Source organism: Planctomycetia bacterium (assembly GCA_016795155.1).
In the GTDB taxonomy this organism is placed as follows: Bacteria; Planctomycetota; Planctomycetia; order Gemmatales; family HRBIN36; genus JAEUIE01.
This window is the reverse complement of the sequence record JAEUIE010000044.1, coordinates 123967-138658: the sequence shown is the minus strand read 5'-3', so window position 1 is coordinate 138658 and position 14692 is coordinate 123967. Positions and strand designations below refer to the sequence as shown.

Annotated in this window: 18 protein-coding genes; 13 read left to right on the top strand and 5 right to left on the bottom strand. The window is 51.1% G+C overall.

From position 1 onward, the window contains the following. The first annotated feature begins 18 nt into the window (after nucleotides 1-18). Together acs and JNJ77_15400 are read left to right on the top strand one after the other, a co-directional pair. Entirely contained in the window at nucleotides 19-1968 is a 1950-nt protein-coding gene (gene acs / locus JNJ77_15405; GenBank protein ID MBL8823973.1) for an acetate--CoA ligase, read from the top strand. 69 nt (nucleotides 1969-2037) lie between these two features. After that, nucleotides 2038-2667, top strand: a complete 630-nt coding sequence (locus JNJ77_15400) for a hypothetical protein (protein ID MBL8823972.1) — start codon at nucleotides 2038-2040, stop codon at nucleotides 2665-2667. A gap of 506 nt (nucleotides 2668-3173) precedes the next feature. Here JNJ77_15400 and JNJ77_15395 read toward each other — a convergent pair. Further along, nucleotides 3174-3620 carry a universal stress protein gene (locus tag JNJ77_15395; GenBank protein MBL8823971.1) on the bottom strand — a complete coding sequence of 149 codons (447 nt, stop codon included), beginning with the start codon at nucleotides 3618-3620 and terminating at the stop codon, nucleotides 3174-3176. Nucleotides 3621-3778: 158 nt separating this feature from the next. Then, entirely contained in the window at nucleotides 3779-4345 is a 567-nt protein-coding gene (locus JNJ77_15390; protein MBL8823970.1) for a PEP-CTERM sorting domain-containing protein, read from the bottom strand. A gap of 118 nt (nucleotides 4346-4463) precedes the next feature. Between JNJ77_15390 and JNJ77_15385 the strand changes: the two genes are divergently transcribed. The 3 genes from JNJ77_15385 to JNJ77_15375 all read left to right on the top strand — a co-directional run bounded on the left by JNJ77_15385 (nucleotide 4464) and on the right by JNJ77_15375 (nucleotide 5728). Then, nucleotides 4464-4673: a hypothetical protein gene (locus JNJ77_15385; protein ID MBL8823969.1), complete on the top strand. Its 210-nt coding sequence runs from the start codon at nucleotides 4464-4466 to the stop codon at nucleotides 4671-4673. A gap of 62 nt (nucleotides 4674-4735) precedes the next feature. Next, complete coding sequence (locus tag JNJ77_15380) at nucleotides 4736-5311, top strand: hypothetical protein (protein MBL8823968.1); 576 nt, start codon at nucleotides 4736-4738, stop codon at nucleotides 5309-5311. A 165-nt stretch (nucleotides 5312-5476) separates the two neighbouring features. Then, entirely contained in the window at nucleotides 5477-5728 is a 252-nt protein-coding gene (locus JNJ77_15375; GenBank protein MBL8823967.1) for a hypothetical protein, read from the top strand. Nucleotides 5729-5747: 19 nt separating this feature from the next. Here JNJ77_15375 and JNJ77_15370 read toward each other — a convergent pair whose 3' ends face one another. Beyond that, nucleotides 5748-6755 carry a trypsin-like peptidase domain-containing protein gene (locus tag JNJ77_15370; GenBank protein MBL8823966.1) on the bottom strand — a complete coding sequence of 336 codons (1008 nt, stop codon included), beginning with the start codon at nucleotides 6753-6755 and terminating at the stop codon, nucleotides 5748-5750. 132 nt (nucleotides 6756-6887) lie between these two features. Here JNJ77_15370 and zwf point away from each other — a divergent pair, with 132 nt between their 5' ends. The 6 genes from zwf to JNJ77_15340 all read left to right on the top strand — a co-directional run bounded on the left by zwf (nucleotide 6888) and on the right by JNJ77_15340 (nucleotide 10875). Further along, nucleotides 6888-8258: a glucose-6-phosphate dehydrogenase gene (gene zwf / locus JNJ77_15365; protein ID MBL8823965.1), complete on the top strand. Its 1371-nt coding sequence runs from the start codon at nucleotides 6888-6890 to the stop codon at nucleotides 8256-8258. Between the two features lie 76 nt (nucleotides 8259-8334). Continuing rightward, on the top strand, nucleotides 8335-9048 hold the full coding sequence (locus tag JNJ77_15360) for a methyltransferase domain-containing protein (protein MBL8823964.1): 714 nt from the start codon (nucleotides 8335-8337) through the stop codon (nucleotides 9046-9048). Nucleotides 9049-9061: 13 nt separating this feature from the next. Then, on the top strand, nucleotides 9062-9448 hold the full coding sequence (locus JNJ77_15355) for a VOC family protein (GenBank protein MBL8823963.1): 387 nt from the start codon (nucleotides 9062-9064) through the stop codon (nucleotides 9446-9448). A gap of 89 nt (nucleotides 9449-9537) precedes the next feature. Further along, the gene (locus JNJ77_15350) at nucleotides 9538-9732 is read left to right on the top strand and encodes a hypothetical protein (GenBank protein MBL8823962.1); all 195 of its coding nucleotides are present in this window, start codon (nucleotides 9538-9540) and stop codon (nucleotides 9730-9732) included. 87 nt (nucleotides 9733-9819) lie between these two features. Beyond that, complete coding sequence (locus JNJ77_15345) at nucleotides 9820-10338, top strand: hypothetical protein (GenBank protein ID MBL8823961.1); 519 nt, start codon at nucleotides 9820-9822, stop codon at nucleotides 10336-10338. Between the two features lie 126 nt (nucleotides 10339-10464). Beyond that, entirely contained in the window at nucleotides 10465-10875 is a 411-nt protein-coding gene (locus JNJ77_15340; protein MBL8823960.1) for a DUF2177 family protein, read from the top strand. 62 nt (nucleotides 10876-10937) lie between these two features. On the opposite strand, the gene JNJ77_15335 is transcribed toward JNJ77_15340, so the two are convergent. Together JNJ77_15335 and JNJ77_15330 are read right to left on the bottom strand one after the other, a co-directional pair. Next, nucleotides 10938-11453 carry a hypothetical protein gene (locus JNJ77_15335; protein MBL8823959.1) on the bottom strand — a complete coding sequence of 172 codons (516 nt, stop codon included), beginning with the start codon at nucleotides 11451-11453 and terminating at the stop codon, nucleotides 10938-10940. 221 nt (nucleotides 11454-11674) lie between these two features. After that, complete coding sequence (locus JNJ77_15330; protein ID MBL8823958.1) at nucleotides 11675-12184, bottom strand: DinB family protein; 510 nt, start codon at nucleotides 12182-12184, stop codon at nucleotides 11675-11677. 74 nt (nucleotides 12185-12258) lie between these two features. Between JNJ77_15330 and JNJ77_15325 the strand changes: the two genes are divergently transcribed. Both JNJ77_15325 and JNJ77_15320 read left to right on the top strand, forming a co-directional pair. Further along, nucleotides 12259-13764, top strand: a complete 1506-nt coding sequence (locus JNJ77_15325; GenBank protein MBL8823957.1) for a hypothetical protein — start codon at nucleotides 12259-12261, stop codon at nucleotides 13762-13764. 67 nt (nucleotides 13765-13831) lie between these two features. After that, nucleotides 13832-14656 carry a rhomboid family intramembrane serine protease gene (locus JNJ77_15320; GenBank protein MBL8823956.1) on the top strand — a complete coding sequence of 275 codons (825 nt, stop codon included), beginning with the start codon at nucleotides 13832-13834 and terminating at the stop codon, nucleotides 14654-14656. The last annotated feature ends 36 nt before the right edge of the window (nucleotides 14657-14692 follow it).

The window sequence follows — 14692 nt, the reverse complement described above, 5'->3', positions numbered from 1 at the left end:
GTTTAAGGCCTCTCCCCCATGTCCACCAAGAACATCACCTCCGTCCTCAAAGAATCGCGGGTCTTCCAACCGTCGGCGGAGTTCAGCCAGGCGGCTCACATCCCCAGCATGGCGGAGTACGAACGACTTTGGAACTGGGCGAAAGACAAGCCCGAAGAGTTCTGGGCCGAGTGTGCCAAGGCCATGCACTGGTACAAGCCCTGGACCAAGGTCCTCGAATGGAAGGAACCCTTCTGCAAGTGGTTCGTCGGGGCCACCGTCAACGCCTGCTATAACTGTGTCGATCGCCATCTGGAAACCGATCGCCGTAACAAGGCCGCCATCATCTGGGAAGGCGAACCGGGCGATAGCCGAGTGCTCCGCTACCAGGACCTCTACCGGGAAGTGAACAAATTCGCCAACGTCCTCAAGTCGCAAGGCATCACCAAGGGCGACCGCGTCACTATCTATATGCCGCTGGTGCCCGAAGCCGTGATTGCCATGCTCGCCTGTGCCCGCATCGGTGCTACGCACAGCGTTGTCTTCGGTGGCTTCTCCGCTGATGCCCTCGCCGACCGCAATAACGATGCCCAGGCCAAGCTCCTCATCACCGCCGACGCAGGCTACCGCCGAGGCAAACTCATCCCATTGAAAGCCAACGCTGACGAAGCCTTGACCAAGTCGCCCACGGTGCAAAAGTGCATCGTTTTCAATCGGGCTAACTCCAGTGTCAACATGCACCCTGGCCGAGATATCTGGTGGCACGATCTGATGAACGGAGCCGAGGCCCACTGCGAACCCGAACAACTCGATGCCGAGCATCCCCTCTTCATCCTCTACACCTCCGGTTCCACCGGCCGACCCAAAGGTGTGCAGCACTCCACCGGTGGCTACCTCCTCGGCACCATGGCCACCACCCGCTGGGTCTTCGATCTCAAAGAGAACGACACATTCTGGTGTACCGCTGACATCGGCTGGATCACCGGCCACAGCTACGTCGTGTATGGTCCGCTCGCTAACGGCGCCACCATCGTCCTGTACGAAGGTGCCCCGAACGCACCGAAGGAAGACCGCTTCTGGGAGATCATCGAGAAGTACCAGGTCAGCATCCTCTACACCGCACCGACCGCGATCCGCACCTTCATCCGCTGGGGCGATCATCATCCGAACAGCCACGACCTCAGCAGCCTGCGCGTGCTCGGCTCGGTCGGCGAACCGATCAACCCCGAAGCCTGGATGTGGTACCACAACGTCATCGGCAAAGGCAAGCTGCCTATCGTCGATACCTGGTGGCAAACCGAAACGGGCATGATCCTGATGTCGCCCCTCCCCGGTGCCACGCCCACTAAGCCCGGCTCGTGTTGTAAGCCGCTACCCGGCGTCGTGCCCGACATCGTTGACAAGGAAGGTAAGTCCGTCCCGCCAGGGTCCGGTGGCTTCCTCGTTATGAAACAAGTCTGGCCCGCCATGATGCGCACCATCTACGGCAACCCCGACCGCTACCGCGATGGCTACTGGGGCCAAGTCCCCCACGTCTACTTCACCGCCGACGGTGCCCGACAAGACGAAGATGGATACTACTGGGTGATGGGTAGAGTGGATGATGTACTGAATGTCGCCGGGCACCGCTTATCCACGATGGAAGTAGAAAGCGCCCTGGTGAGCCATCCCTTCGTGGCCGAAGCAGCAGTGGTTGGCAAACCCGATGAAATCAAAGGCGAAGGAATCGTTTGCTTCGTCACCCTGGATCGCGCCCACCAGCCAAACGATGAGTTAAAGAAGACACTGATGGCCCACGTGGCCAAGGAGATTGGGGCGCTAGCAAGGCCGGATGAGATTCGGTTTACCGATTCGTTGCCGAAGACCAGATCGGGGAAGATCATGCGCCGGTTGTTGCGGGATATTGCTGCAGGGCGTACATCCACAGGGGATACGAGCACGCTGGAGGATTACAGTGTGCTGGCCAAGCTGCGGGAGGAGGAGGAGTAGGGATCTTACCGGCAAATCAAGACATTCAGAAATTGTTATGCTGTGTTACGTTCCAACTATGGGGGCTCAATGAAGAACGGCTACTTCATGAATTCTGGCATACTCTTCAACATAACTGTTTCGGCATCTGATCGATTGGGCTCTGTGTCGGACAAAACTACTGGCGGACAAAATGATGCATTGGTTGCAGTCCTCTTTGCCGCAGCCACACTCGAAGCTTTCATCATGGAACTCGCTATCATGGCTGAAGCCGATTACAAATCATTTGGATATCAACCACTTCAATCAGTTGCATCTATTCTAAATGAGACTGAGAATTCGCGGGGTTCAACCAGACTTAAGTTTCTACTCGCAAAGGTGGTGCTTAGTGGTGAGACCTTCGACAAGGGTTCAAAGCCATATCAAGACTTTGATACTCTCTTTACTCTGCGGGATGCCATTGTCCACTTGAAACCAGAAAAGATCACAGATGAGCCCCAAAAGATACTACAAAGGTTTAGGGCTATGAATCTTTGCGAAAATGCTGAGCATGGTGTTTCATCATCTTGGCTCGGGCAAATTAGTACAAGAGCAGTTGCCGAATGGTCTCGCAATGTTGTAGTCGACATGGTCGAATCACTGAAGTCATGTTTGCCAACCAATTCGGAGAAGACACCTTTACTTTCATTTTTGAGTAGCCAATTCAACCGTGCGGAGTAGGTAAATTCAAACAAGCATGAAAACGATAAGTTCGTAGGGTGCGTCGCCGCGTAGAGTTTCATGGCATATGCGCTCTCGCAACTTACCAGCAAGACGCACCAACGTCGCGCGATCTCTGGTGCGTCTTGTATTGATTCTGCCAGGTGCCCGAGGAAACGTCTTCATGCCACAGGTACCCGGTACTCCGATTTTCTGTGCAACTTTCGAGCACCTCGCAAGTCTCCACAGGTTAGCAGTGTACCGCTAACCTGTGGCACGAAATTCGTTTGGTTGACTACCAATCCACTTCCCCATTGGCTCCTCCCCACCCATCGTCAACCAGGAACAGACGAAGGAAAACCCTATGCCTGTATTTCTTTGGGACGATTACATCGAAGAACGCAAGGATTTCATGCTTGGCAAGCCGGTCTTCAAGGAGACTTGATTGACCGTGGAACTAATCAAGCAGTATCCTTCACTCAAAGCAGAACATATTCGAGCTGCGCTACTCTATGCGGCTGATGTTATCACCCCTTATGACTGACCGGGGCAACAGTTATATGGCTGTTCGCTGTCAATACAAGACATGGAGCCTGTCGCAACACCTGCTCAGCAACGCTTCCCATCAATAAACGCTTCAATCCCGTTCGGCCGTGCGTTCCCATGACAATGACGTCGGCTTTGATTTCCTTTGCAAATCGAAGAATCTCTGAGACATCCTCACCCAGAATGCATTTCCGCTCCGCACGCACATTGTCCATGGGGATTTCAAGCTGGTGGAGTTGATCTTCGGCCTCTTTCCGGATTATTGCTGGATCTACTGTCTGATATTCATCAATGACAGGCACATTGGCGACATGCAGTACGACCAGCCGGGCACCGTAGTCTCGAGCCAGTGCACAGGCAACGTGGAGAGCATTTTTGGAGTGTTCCGAGAAATCGGTTGGGTGAAGAATGGTACCGATATGCAACATAGTGATCTCCATTTATCAACTACTGCTACTATTGTATTCAGATGTAATTATCGAGTGTCCCGATCATCCATTTGCAAACGCTAGCCATAGTTGTGGATATGTTGCTCCAAGCAGGTTCTTGTAACGATTTCACGTTCCATGCGACGATATTCAGTCAACTACTCACTTTCACGAGCCAGTAGTGCGAGTTGCTGCCTGCGACGACGCCAAGAATAAGACGCTGTGCCGCCGAGGGCGATGCCAATCAGGGCATAGGTGGAAGGCTCAGGTACGGCAGTGAAAGCAAAATCAGCGACTAATTGTCCTGAGTTATCGCTGTAGTGCCCCGGGAAACCTATGAAACTGTTGCCGTCAGCAAAACCCAGGAACAGTCGCGTTGCACCGGTTGGCACCAGGAAACTCTGAATATCATTGGTATTATCTGTACGACCATCGCCTACGAAAAAGAGCTGATTGAGTTGTGGAGCAAGCACACCGAAATTCTCCGGGTCGCTAAAGCCCAAGCTGGCAGGCGGCGTGCCTGCAGGATTCCCTCCTGCACTGTCGCGGAATACTCCGACCAGAAACATCGTACGGTTCGAGTGAATGATCCCCGACAAATCTCGATGTGGAAAGAGATTGGTCACGCCACCAGCGGCAGTACCACCATCGGGTCCGTTGAGAGGCTCCGGGTCTGCACGGATACCAGGCCGGAAGCTCAACTTCTTCGGTGGTTCTAATCGCATTCCATTCCTCGAACGCAAACACCCCGAATCCACTCTGACGTTCTCGGCTATTGGTTTCAGCGCCTTCCTCGTCTCGATCTGGCTGCCCAGCTATTTGATGAGTGCCGAGCAGCGCAGGATGCCTTTCTGGTGGACACACGGCATCGGTCTGATTTTTTTCGGATTTCTCTTCGCTGTTTTTCTTTACCAAGCACGATACATCAACGGCGTGCCTCATGATGTCATCCAACCCGGCGCCATCCTGGGCCTTTGTGCCTATGGCGGCATCGCGGGGACAGGATTTACGGTGATGATGATGGTTGCCAGAGCAGATAAGACAAACGACTAACATTATCACGCCGACCCTCAGTTCCCCCAGCCAAATCATTCAAACTGATGTATGCTTTTGTCATGCAAAATACCACGCCTCGTTTTTCCATTCAGTATGAACTGACCGAAGAGATCGTCAGGCAGGAGGGAGTGGACTTGATGGAGTTCCGCCTGTCTCGACTCAAGCAGAAGTATCCCGAATGGGGGACGGCCAAGCCTTTGTTGCTTCTGGGGTTGGCTGCGGTACAGCTTGTGGTTGCAATGGGTCTGTTAATCTGGATCAGTGATGGAAAGGACATCATCATGACAACACTTCTGGTATTGGGTGGTATTGCATTGGTTGTTCTGCTTTACAAGGCCTCCTTTTATGCGATGCCTTTCCTGGGGCGATGGTTGATGCGTTGGCAATCAGATCGATACCTGCGCAGCCAGGAGCATCGAAGGATCGAATGGCGACTTTATGATGATCGTCTGGAAACAGATTCAGCTGCTATACAGCGGAATATTCCCTGGTCAGATATTATGGGCACGGCTCAGGTGGGGCAGTCCATTGTATTGAGTCTCAAATCTCGGCAGGAACTGGTGATGCCGAGGTCGGTGCTCAGTAAGGATGCGCAGACGTTTTTGCAGCAGCATACGATTTCTCAAGAGAATTAGTGCCAACTGATTCAGCTCACTTTGGCACAGTGGTTGCATTATTCAACCACATGATCACCTTCACCATATTAGGCCTGTTGTTGCTTGCAGCACTGCTGTGTGTGTGGAGGGTGGCAGAGTTTCTATCCCAGGACTTTTTGAGAAGCAGTTTGCAGGAGATTGAGCATGTCGATGCGCCAGCTTCATGAAAATGACCCTATGAGAATTTGCATCACTGATCGCGATGGCCGACGCCAGGGTAATGTCCTGGAAAGACATGGCCAATGGTGCTGGGTGATGTGGCACGATACCAGTGCACCTGTTACCGAGCATGAAGATGATCTCTGGATTCCGGATGACACACTTCAGGCTAATGAATTGCATGAGTTTGTTCGAGCCTGGGCACCGCGTGAACAGCCTTCCTTGGCTATTCAGTAACAGTTACTTTCAGATTGATCTACCAACCCCCATCGTGGCGTTGACAAGTAGCTTCGAGACATTCGCCAGCGAGGCGGAAGCTGTTGCCGGAGAGCCAATGGAATTGAATCACTTCAGTCTCGCCGTTGCGGGTGAAGCGTAGGGTGTTATCGACCAGACGATAGTAACCCATGATCTTGCCGCCACCAGGTACGATGAAGACGCCTTTGCCATTCTCGCAGAGTTCGATGCCTATTTCACCATTGCCGGTCTTCATTTTGCCGACCCATCGGCCGATAACTGAACCTGCTTCGCCTGCCTTTTTTTGTGCTGGATGTAACAGACGCTGCAGTTCACGAACGGACACAGCCACACGATTGACCTTGCTTTGGTCAATGAGCCCGGAGCCACACACGCAGTAACCTACGACTTCGCCCTGGTTGTTGATGAACGCACAGCCACTGGATCCGGTATCGACTGCATTGGATTGGAAAACCATCACCTCTGCGCGGATGCTGGTGTCTGGTTGATGAACACCAGCCACCGAGACTGCGGCGAAGCCTGTAAACTCAATGTTGGCTTTGTCGAAGTTATAGAGGGTGCCCATCTTGGAGGCGTGGCTGACTGAGTAAATCATGCTGCCGGTCGCGGGAGTAGTTTTAGCCAGGGGAAGACTTTTCACACCGCTGGGAATGGAAGATACCCGCAGGATGGCAAAGTCGAGATCAGGATGTGATGCAACAACTTTGGCTTCGATCAATGGTGATCTCTCACTCAGAATATCCCGATCCTGAATGCACTTGCCTTGCGAAAAGCAGGAGAATTGTACAGCTACTCTGTGAGTGCCTGCAATCACGTGATTGGCGGTGGCGATGAGTTTTTCGTGATGGTCAATGACCCAGCCAGTGCCATGGCCGCGGTTCGTGTTTACCAAAACAGTGGCTTGTTCGAGTTTCTGTCGAAGTTTTGATGCAGAGAGTTGCTCTTGTGCATAGATGCATTGACACAAAGTCAGCGGTAACAGCAAAGCAAGAAGATAGTTGCGCATGATGATGCCTGTAGTTGTGGGGAATAAGCAGCACGGGAATGTAGTTTCAGCCGTGCAATCCCCCATACAATCACCTCATTGCGGTGTGACATGGCTGGCGTAATTTGTTGATTTTCATCACGGATTTATCTCATGGAACAACCCCGTTCGGATGCCTTGGTGCTCTTTGGTGTCACCGGCGATTTGGCATTCAAAAAAATCTTCCCGGCACTGCAGGCCATGGCCAAACGGGGCAACCTTAATGTGCCTGTAGTGGGGGTCGGCAGGGGGTTGATGACCAAGGATGAACTTGTCACGCGGGCTAGGGAGAGTATTCAGAAGTCAGGTACATTCAACGAAGAAGCCTTCGCACTTCTGGCTAAACAACTGCACTATGCCGGTGGCGATTATCAGGACCTGGAAACATTTCGCAAGATTCGCAACGAACTGGGCCAGGCCAAAAGGCCTGCATACTACCTGGCTATTCCTCCATCATCTTTTGAGCTGATTATTCAGCAACTGAGCCAATCGGGTTGCATGGCGGGGGCGCGAATGATTCTTGAGAAGCCTTTCGGCAGAGACCTGGCGTCTGCCCGCAAGCTGAACCAGATTCTCCTGAAGAGTTTTGATGAGTCAGCTATCTTTCGCATTGATCATTACCTGGGAAAAAGTCCGGTTCAAAATCTTCTCTTTTTCCGCTTTGCTAACGCGTTCCTTGAGCCCATCTGGAATCGGCGATACGTGGAATGTGTGCAAATCACCATGGCTGAATCGTTCGGCGTCAAAGATCGAGGCGGTTTCTACGAAGAAACCGGTGCAATCCGCGATATCATTCAAAATCACTTTTTGCAGATTCTTGCTCATCTGACGATGGAGCCACCTGTAGGTGACGACAGCGAATCGATTCGCGATGAGAAAATGAAGGCACTCAAAGCGGTTAAGCCTTTGTCGCTTGCGGATGTCATCCGTGGACAGTATCGAGGCTATCGACAGGAAAAAGGAGTATCACCTGAATCGAAGGTGGAGACCTTCGCTGCGATGAAGCTGGAGATCAATTCGTGGCGATGGCAGGGTGTGCCTTTTCTGGTGCGAGCTGGAAAGTGTCTGCCTGTCACTTGTGCGGAAGTGCTGGTCCGTTTTCGTGAGCCGCCGAGAGTGTTCAGTCAGCAGGAACCACCCACGAACATCTTCCGTTTCCGCATCAGCCCTGATGTAGTCATTGCCCTGTCTGCACAGGTGCTGTGTGATACGGAAAAAATGGCTGGCACTACGACAGAACTGATTGCCACTCAGTGTGACAGTGCCCATCGCATGGGGGATTACGAACGACTTCTAACAGATGCCATGCAAGGCGATTCAATGCTGTTCGCCAGGCAGGATGCCATCGAACAATCCTGGCAAATTGTCGATCCGGTTCTGCACATGGATGAACCAGTCACGATATATGAACCCGGGACCTGGGGCCCGCCACAAACGGAACAGCTTGCCGAGGCAATTGGTGGCTGGCATAATCCTGTTGTTTAATGTGTACAACTCAACTCGGTCTTGCGAAAATCTGATTCGTCAATCATGATCTGGTGAGCAACCGGAGACTGTTCACATGAAACTATTGTCACGGATGACACGATTTCTGAGGCCTTCACGGAACCTTTGGCCCGTACAAGATCGCACTTTTCTGGCAGATCGGTTTCTTCGTGGCAACGGTCTGGAAATTGGTGCACTGCACAATCCGTTGCCAGTACCTGCAGGGGTTCTCGTTCGCTACATCGATCGCATGCCAGTCAGTGAACTCAGGCAGCACTATCCGGAACTTGCCGCGTTGCCTCTGATTCCTCTGGATATCATCGATGATGGTGAAACGCTGAAAACGATTCCTGATCATTCGCAGGACTTTATTATCGCGAATCATTTTCTTGAACACTGCGAAGACCCGATCGGTGCATTCAAGAATTTCTATCGCGTCGTGAAGTCGGGCGGGATATTGTACCTGGCTATACCTGAAAAATCGCAGACGTTTGATTGCGAGCGACCAGTAACTGGAATGGATCATTTGTGGGAGGATCATACGCAGGGAACGGATCATTCCAGGCTGGGCCATTACCGTGAATGGGCACAACTGGTCGATCATCGCACGGATGATGCAGAAGATCACGCCCAGCGACTGATGCAGAAGAAATACAGTATTCACTTTCATGTCTGGGATCAGCCAGCCTGGCAAAACTTTCTGGCTGAAATGCAGAGCACAGCACATTTTAAGTTGGAATGGATGTGCCAGCATGGAATAGAATTGATTTCTATTCTTCGCAAAAAATGAATGGGAGTCTGTCATGTCGCGAGTGGTGCATTTTGAAATTCATGCTGCGGATCCAGCGAGGCTAGTCGAGTTTTACAGAAAGCTGTTTGGGTGGAATATTCAGCAATGGGGGCAGATGGATTACTGGCTCATCACCACCGGACCTGATGACAAGCCTGGAATCAATGGCGGTCTGGTGCTTCGCCGAGGCCCATCTCCTGTGGAAGGGCAGGCAATCAACAGTTTTGTCTGCACTATCGAAGTAAATTCTGTAGATGATACGATCAGCCTGGGTGTATCGTTAGGTGGAACAGTTGCGTTGCCCAAGATGCCTATACCCACGGTCGGTTGGCTGGCTTATCTGAAGGACACCGATGGCAATATCTTTGGCATTATGCAACGCGATTCGCAGGCGAAATAGTACGGTGAAAGTGGCTACTTCGTACATGTATCGGCAACACCGATACGCTATACTGGGGTAGCCCATACCATTTCTACAGGATCATTGCCATGACTCCTCTCCTGGCTGACTGGATCAAAAAGCGTGTGCATATCGTGATGCGGACACAGGGAACCTCGGCGATGGATGGCACCCTGGTTTATGCCGATGCAACTGGAGTGATTCTGGAAATGCTCAAAGGGCAGTCGTCGCTGCAGATGTTTCTTCCATGGACATCTATTCTTCATCTGGATCTGGTGAACTGAAATTTTCTGCTAATTTCTGTCACAAAGGTGATAGCTGTCTGTACAGGGTGGTGTTCAGCAAACACAACCGTAAACAGGAGCTTTCACATGATTCGTCGCATCCTTTTCACCTGCCTTGCAGCTTTGACTTTCTCCGGTTTCATGGTAGCTGGGGAATTCAAGGATAAAGAAAACCATCTTTCTGCCAACTTTCCCGGCACCGTCAAAACGGTTCGCGACAAGCAACCGCATGTGCAGATGACCCTGCATGTCAGTTCCAGCGAAGGCGTGGTATTTGTCGCCGGCAGTATGACAGCCGCTGCTGAGAAGGCTCAGCCAGAACAGTTGAAGGAAATGGTGATACCTTATCTTGAAGGAGTCGATGAAAAGCTGAAAAACATGAAGGTGATCAAACAAGGTGATACCAAACTGAACGATCAATCACCTGCTGGTTACTGGTTCCTGGTACAGCACGATGGTGGCTTTCAACTGCACTGGATAACAGTTGAGAATGGCAAACTCTACATGGTTACGGTGAGTGCCAGGGATGAGAATACAATCCGTTCAAAGATGGTTAAAAAGTTTCTGGATTCAGTGAAGATCAAGCAGGAAATTAATGCTCAATAATCAGCCTGCTGCGGTATCTCCGAAAGTATAAATCACAGGCAGAGCGGTAAACCGCTTTGCCTGTGAGCGATTACTGTCGAATCCGCTATCATGGATGCTGACGAATGATAGTGCAACCAGCAGGGAATGAAAATGATTTACTATCTGAAACTCTATGCCGTCACACTTCTGGTATTTCTTGCTATTGATATGGTCTGGTTGGGGGTGATAGCCAAGGGAATGTACCAGAAACACCTGGGCTACCTGATGGCACCTGAGATAAACTGGTGGGCAGCGTTTGCCTTTTACAGCCTCTTTATCGTAGGCTTGCTGGTGTTTGTGGTATCGCCTGGACTGGAAGAGAAATCGTTGTTTGCCGTTATCTGGAAGGCTGCACTCTTTGGACTCGTCACCTATGCCACCTATGATCTGACTAATCAGGCAACCGTAAAGAACTGGCCGATGCTGGTTACCATCATTGACCTGATCTGGGGTGCTTTGCTCTCAACAATTGTCAGCGTCATCAGTTACTTTGCAGGGATGTGGCTGAAATCGTGAGGATGCCGATTAAGGTGTCAGAGTCACTCCATTAACGAGTGACTCTGCTCAGTCAAAATAGTTTACTTCTTCCTGGTGAATTTCATCGTAATGTGATGACTTTCATCCGCTTTGCCATTGGAGCAGGAACACCAGTCAGCTTCGAAATGGTTGTCATCGACGATGGTTAGAATTGCCTGGCCCATGTGTGCATCTTCAGGCTTCATGTTGGTGCCGCCTACCGATTTGAACATCAGCTTTTTGGTATCCTTGGTGGAGGCAGCTTTCAGTCGAGGTTGGTTTCCCAGCATGCAGTAGTGAGTCAGGATCAGGTCGCCACCATCCATGTGGTAGACAGTGACCATTTCCTGTGGAGTACCGGGAAAAAGTGTTTCGACCAGAACCGACCCGCCCGCTGTCAGCTTGAACTGGGTTTGCATTTCCTTACCGTCAGGACCTGCTGCAGTCCAGGTGCCTGCCAGTTTTTTCAGAGCATCAAAAGCAGGTGAGGTGGTTGAGTGTTTGCCAGCAGGTTTGTCGTCTGCCCACGCTGTACATGCCAGCAATGCCAGACTCAGACAGAGTGCGATCTTCTTCATGGTACTACTCCAGAGATGTTGAACACCATCAGCAAGCATCAGAACGAGTTGCTGAAGGTCAGCCACGATGGGCGACAGGATGTTAACGAACGAGCAGATACTCTATGGACAGGAACGCAAAAAATTCAGCGTGAAACAGAGTTTTCTCCTCTCTCCCCTGGAGGGAGAGGGGTTGGGGGTGAGGTGGTTCTTTGTGATAGTCGCTCTAAGTTACAGTCCGGCTACCATTTCGGTTCAGTGCCCATCATGCGACGCTGCAGACCAATCTGGCCGGCATGAATCATTTCATGCTGAGCGCACCACAGAAGTGAACTCAGTTTCGTCGTGACGATTGGATGTGGTTTGGCCAGGGCAGAAGGTTGATCCAGTTTTTCATCTGCAAGTGCAGGCAACTCCTGTTGCGATTGTGCATGTATCCTGGTCAATGTTTCTCGCAATGCTGACGGGGTAGGGTAGTTGGCTGCATCTGCTTGTGGAATTGAAGTTCTGCCGAACAGTTCTGCAAAGTTATCAATGGTAAATAATTCACGATCTTGAGGCAAGATTCCTCGAATGCGCGCAAGAGTCAGGTTGTATTCGGCCATGGCAATGTGTCCCACCTGCCAGGCTACATGGGTAACGCCACCTTGTGGCATCCAGAACCACTTCTCATCCGGAATGTCACTGAGCAGCCCCAGCGTGTAATGGCGTGCCAGGTTCAGTTGGACCATTGCTGATTGAAGACGTGTCATAAACCAGTTTATTCACTCACTCGCATTCGTTCGGTTTGCCAGTATCATGATAGCGGTCTTACGGGAAAAACTCCATGAATCGTTTATCGCTCATCTGTCTGTTGTTGGCAGGTTTAGTTGCACAGGTTCAAGCCCAGTCCACCATTGAAGTGAAGATTGATCCATCGCTGGTGAAAGCAATTCCAGAATCAGGCAGAGTGTTGGTCATCCTGCAGAAAGAGGGACAAGCGCCGAGCGGACGACAGCGGGGTGGTGAACCACGCTTTGGTATCGGCGCCACCAGCAAATTCAGCTCACCTTACTTCGGCGTGGATGTGGATCAATTTATCGCAGATAAAATTGCAGTGATCGATGATTCCTCCACCGCATTCCCCGTGAACAAGCTCAGCGAAGTTCCTGCAGGTACTTATTCCGCCCAGGCTGTGTTCCACACCAATCGGGATATTGCTTTGCCCACAGCCTTTGGCAACCTGATAAGCAAACCGACAACCATTCAATGGAATCCGAAAGCTAAGCAGGCTCATCAACTGATGCTGAGTGACCGTTTGCCTGATGAGAGGATGCCCAGTGATACTGCAACTGTGAAATACCTGAAGTTTCCATCGAAGCTATTGAGTGATTTTCACAAGCGGCCCATGTACTATCGTCTGTCGGTGATTTTGCCTGCAAACTTCGATAAGGAACCTGAAAAGCAGTATCTGCTCTGTGTTCACATTGGTGGTTTTGGCTCACGCTACACGGGCGGTTCCCGTATTCGTCCTGATCCTAGATTTGTTCAGATCATGCTTGATGGTGCAGGGCCGTTTGGCGATCCTTACCAGGTGAACTCGGAAAATAATGGGCCTTATGGCGATGCGCTGACTCAGGAAGTGATTCCACATATCGAAAAGACATTCCGATGCGGAGGCACGGGTAAACGGTTTACTACCGGAGCGTCAACGGGTGGCTGGGTTTCGCTGGCATTGCAGCTTTACTACCCCGATTACTTTAATGGCTGCTGGTCAAGCTGTCCTGACTCGGTGGATTTTCGGGATTATGAATTGATCAACATCTATGAGGACACCAACGCCTACGTCAACAAGTTCGGGTTCGAGCGGCCTTCCCAGCGAACGGTCAATGGCGACACGGTGATGACCGTACGTCATGAAACGCAGGTGGAAAATGTGATTGGCCGTGGTGGCAGCTTTGCCACGGGTGGAAAAGACTGGTGCTCGTGGAACGCAGTTTATGGGCCACGTGGTGCCGATGGATTGCCGAAGCCATTATGGAATGCCAGGACTGGTGAGATCGACAAATCGGTGGTGGAAACGTGGAAGAAACACGATTTGCGACTGTATCTTGAAAGCAAGTGGGAATCGATTGGCTCCCGGCTCAACGGCAAGATACATGTCTGGGTGGGTGATGCAGACGATTATTTCCTCAACAACGCAGTGCATCGGTTCAAATCAACGGCGGATCATCTTGATAATCCTAAGTTCAATGGCGAAATCATCATCGCACCGAGAAGAAATCACACCGTGGGCTGGACTAGCCAACAGATTCTGGATGCGATGGCCAAGCGGGCCGAGGAGACGCGATAGGTTTATTTCAAATCAATGCTCCAGCGAGGCGAATAAGCTGCAGAAATAAACAATCTATGGTAGTTCCATGATTCTGCCATACCATCTCGACGTGCCGATGCAGAAGTTGCCCATCGCCAACTGGTTGCTGATCGTGTTTACCTGCCTGATTACTTTGGGAGACTGGGTCTGGTTTCCTGAAAAGGCAGATCTGGATAATGCGAGGAGAATCATCGAGATACATCAGCTTGGCACTAAGGCGAGCAAAACGCCGCAGGATGTTGAGCGTTTATCTAAGCTGATCAATGAGTTGAAGTTCGAGCGGTCTAAAGAAGTTACGCCGCTGGCAACGCATCCGGAAGCCTGGCGGCCCTGGCAGCCTGTGACCTCCATGTTTGTTCATGGCGACTTGGGACATTTGCTTGGCAACATGTTCTTTCTGTTTCTCTTCGGCAATGCCATCAATGCCAAGCTGAATCACTTCCTCTTTCTGATGTGTTATCTCGCGCTTGGAATAGTGAGTGATTTTGTGCGAGTTGGATTGCAATATGCGGCAGGTGATCTCACTCCATCACTCGGTGCATCGGGTGCCATCATGGGCATTGCCGGTTTGTGTCTGGTGTTTTACCCTCGTAATGATGCTCGCATTTTTTACGTTCAAATCCCTTTCGGTATCGGTGTGCTAACCATCTCTTCAGGCTGGCTGGTGCTCTTTTATCTGGTCTGCGACCTGCTTGGCAACATTTTCTATCTGCATGACGGGATAGGCTACATGGCACACCTTTCAGGATGCCTGGCTGGTATTCTTCTGGGTATTCTGTTGATCCAAACAGGTTGGGTTGAACTGGAGTATGGCGAAGAAAATTTGCTGCAGATTATGGGTATGCAGAAGAAATTAAAACGATGGGAGTAATTGTTCACTCCCATTTGAGTTCGCCACAAGAATAAC